Source organism: Pseudomonas sp. PS02302, assembly GCF_029959585.1.
Classification (GTDB): Bacteria; Pseudomonadota; Gammaproteobacteria; order Pseudomonadales; family Pseudomonadaceae; genus Chryseomonas; species Chryseomonas aestiva.
Genome location: NZ_JASCON010000157.1, coordinates 1 through 2,689 on the forward strand (window position 1 = coordinate 1; position 2,689 = coordinate 2,689).

The following is a 2,689-nucleotide window of genomic DNA, read 5'->3' on the forward strand; positions in this document are numbered from 1 at the left end:
CCGCCAGGTGCTGCCTTTGCTGCAGCTCACCCGCTTCCCCGCGGCCCCGGCGGGCGGCGCCGGCCTGATGAACCTGCACGGCGCGGCGATCCCGGTGGTCGACGTCACCGCCATGAGCGGCGGCCCGGGTGCCCGGGCGCGCCAGGATACCCGCATCCTGCTGGTGGACTTCACCCTGCCCGATGGCCGCAGCCGTCCGCTCGGACTGGTGGTGGAAGGCGTCGCCGGCGTGCGTCGGATCTCCGCCAGCGTGCCACGACCGGCAGGCGTCCGCCTGCCCGACTATCCCTGGCTCGGCGAGGTGCTGGAAACGCCCGAGGGCCTCTGGCTGTGGCTGGAACCGGATCGACTGCTTTCGCCGAGCCTGGCCGCCCTGCTGTTCCAGGAGGCCGCGTGAAGCTCGATCCCCGGCTGGCGCCCCTGGTGCGGGCGCGCACCGGCCTGGCCATCGCCGACGACATGCTCGGTCGCGCCATCCGCCAGCGCCTGCGCGAGCGTCAGGAGGGCGATGCGGAGGACTACATGGCGCGCATCCTCGACGACGAAGCCGAATTCGCCGATCTGCTGGACCTGCTGGTCATTCCCGAGACCTGGTTCTTTCGCGATCCCCAGGCCATCGCCCATGCCGCCCGCTTCGCCCAGGAACGCCATGCCCGTAGCGGCGCACCGGTGCGGCTGCTCAGCCTGCCCTGCTCCACCGGGGAAGAGCCCTACACCCTGGCCATGGCGCTGTTCGACACCGGCCTGCCGGCCCAGGCCTTCGAGGTGACCGCGGTGGACATCAACGAGCCGTCCCTGGAGCGCGCCCGCCGTGGCCTCTATGGGCGCAATTCCTTTCGCGCCCGCGACCTGAGCTTTCGCGATCGCTATTTCGCACCCGAGGGCGATCGCCATCGCCTGGCCGAACGGGTGCGCAACCAGGTGCGCTTTCGCCAGGGCAACATCCTGCAGCTGGGCAGCCTGCGTGACGGCACCGCCTTCGACGTCGTGCTCTGCCGCAACCTGCTGATCTATTTCGACGACCAGACCCAGGGCCGCGCCCTCAGTCACCTGGCCGCGCTCATGCACGACGACGGCCTGCTCTGCGTCGGCAGTTCGGAGATGGTCAGCGCCATGCGGCACGGCTTCGCCAGCCTGGGCGTGGCCCACGCCTCCGCCCTGGTCAAACGCCAGGCCGCCGCCCCCGAACAACCGCGTCCGCCCACGCCGGCTGCGCCGCCACGGCGCAAGGCCGCACCGCGCCCACCCGCCGCGGCGACCCTGCCTGCGCGCCTGCGCGCCAGAAGCACGCCGTCTCCTGCCCCGACTACCGCCGTCTCCGCGGGCCCGGCGCCGCTCGAAGAAGCCCGGCGGCTGGCCGATGCCGGGCGCGGCGCCGAAGCCGAGACGCTGTTGCGCAATCTGCTCGAGGCGGATCGCAGCCAGGCCGGTGCCCATTTCCTGCTGGCGCTGATCCTGCCCGACGCCCGCGCCGCCGAAGCCGAGCGGGCGCTGCGCCAGGCGCTCTATCTGGAGCCGGGGCACTATCCCGCCCTCTGTCGTCTGGCGCTGATCTGTGAAAGAGCCGGCCGACTCGACGAAGCCGGACGCCTGCGCGAACGGGCCGCGCGCATCCAGACCCGCGCCGGTGACGAGGCATGAGCCTGAACCGCGAACTCAGCGCCCTGGAGCGCACCGCCTGGGCCGAGCACTATGCCGAGCCCCTGGACGATCGCCAGGCGCGTTCGGCCAGTGCGCTGGTCTTTCGCCTCGGCGCGGAATGGCTGGGGCTGCCGGGCAGTTGCCTGGTGACCGCCACCGAACCCACCGCCGTGCATCGCGTCCCGCACCGGCGCTCGCCGTTGCTGCGCGGCATCGTCCCGGTACGCGGTCAGCTGCAGCCCTGCATGGCCCTGGAGCTGCTGCTGGGGGTGGCGCCGGGTGAGCAGACCCGCGGCTTTCCGCGCCTGTTGCTACTGCATATCGGCCGCCGCGCCTGGGCGGTACAGGTGGACGAGGTGCTGGGCCTGCAGCGCTATGCCCCGGGCCAGGTGCAGCCGCCGCCAGCCACCCTGGGCGGCGACCTGCTGAGCTACCTGGGCGGCGTCTATCGCGAGGGCGCGCACCAGATCGGCCTGCTCGAGCTGACGCGCCTGGAGCGGGCCCTGGAAGAGGCGCTGCGATGAGTCAGCCACCGCGCGATGTGCGCGAGATGTCGCTCTACGATCTCTTCGCCAGCGAGGTGCAGAGTCATCTGCAGGCGCTGGATGCCGGTCTGTTGCGCCTGGAGCGCGACCCCAGCGACACCGGGGTGATCGAGCCGATGATGCGCGCGGCCCATTCCATCAAGGGCGCGGCGCGCATCGTCGACCTCGACGGCCTGGTGGAACTGGCCCACGCCATGGAGGACTGTCTGGTCGAGGTCCAGGCCGGACGTCGCCAGCTCGGTCCGGCGGACCTCGATCAGCTGTTTCGCTGCGTCGACGTCCTCGGCGAGGTCAGTCGCCTGGACGAGGCCGCCAGCCAGCGCTGGCAGCGCGAACAGCGAGCTAGCCAGCAGGCGCTGGCGCAGGCCCTGAGCGCCGGCGCAGGCGAACCGCTGCCCGCGACCGCGGTCGCGGTCGCCCCGCGGGAACCGGCCCCTGCACCCGCCGTACCAGAAGAACCCGCGCCTGACGCCGAGCGCAGCCCGGACCCGCTGCGAGTGGAC

At 72.3% G+C, this 2,689-nt stretch carries 4 protein-coding genes; all 4 read left to right on the forward strand.

The window, feature by feature from the left end; all coding sequences use genetic code 11:
- Positions 1 to 397 (forward strand): chemotaxis protein CheW (locus tag QMX82_RS25545; protein ID WP_282288771.1); only part of this gene is annotated, 397 nt, incomplete at its 5' end.
- Positions 394 to 1,641 (forward strand): CheR family methyltransferase, encoded by a 1,248-nt coding sequence (locus QMX82_RS25550; protein ID WP_282288773.1) that lies wholly within the window; start codon positions 394 to 396, stop codon positions 1,639 to 1,641. The genes QMX82_RS25545 and QMX82_RS25550, both read left to right, overlap by 4 nt.
- The gene (locus tag QMX82_RS25555; protein WP_282288775.1) at positions 1,638 to 2,165 is read left to right on the forward strand and encodes a chemotaxis protein CheW; all 528 of its coding nucleotides are present in this window, start codon (positions 1,638 to 1,640) and stop codon (positions 2,163 to 2,165) included. Before QMX82_RS25550 ends, QMX82_RS25555 begins: the two co-directional genes overlap by 4 nt.
- Positions 2,162 to 2,689: Hpt domain-containing protein (locus tag QMX82_RS25560; RefSeq protein WP_282288777.1), on the forward strand; the 528-nt coding region annotated here is incomplete at its 3' end. The genes QMX82_RS25555 and QMX82_RS25560, both read left to right, overlap by 4 nt.

Excerpts from the sequence above, each read along its gene's own strand:
- QMX82_RS25555 (WP_282288775.1), top strand. The coding sequence starts at position 1,638 with ATGAGCCTGAACCGCGAACTCAGCGCCCTGGAGCGCACCGCCTGGGCC.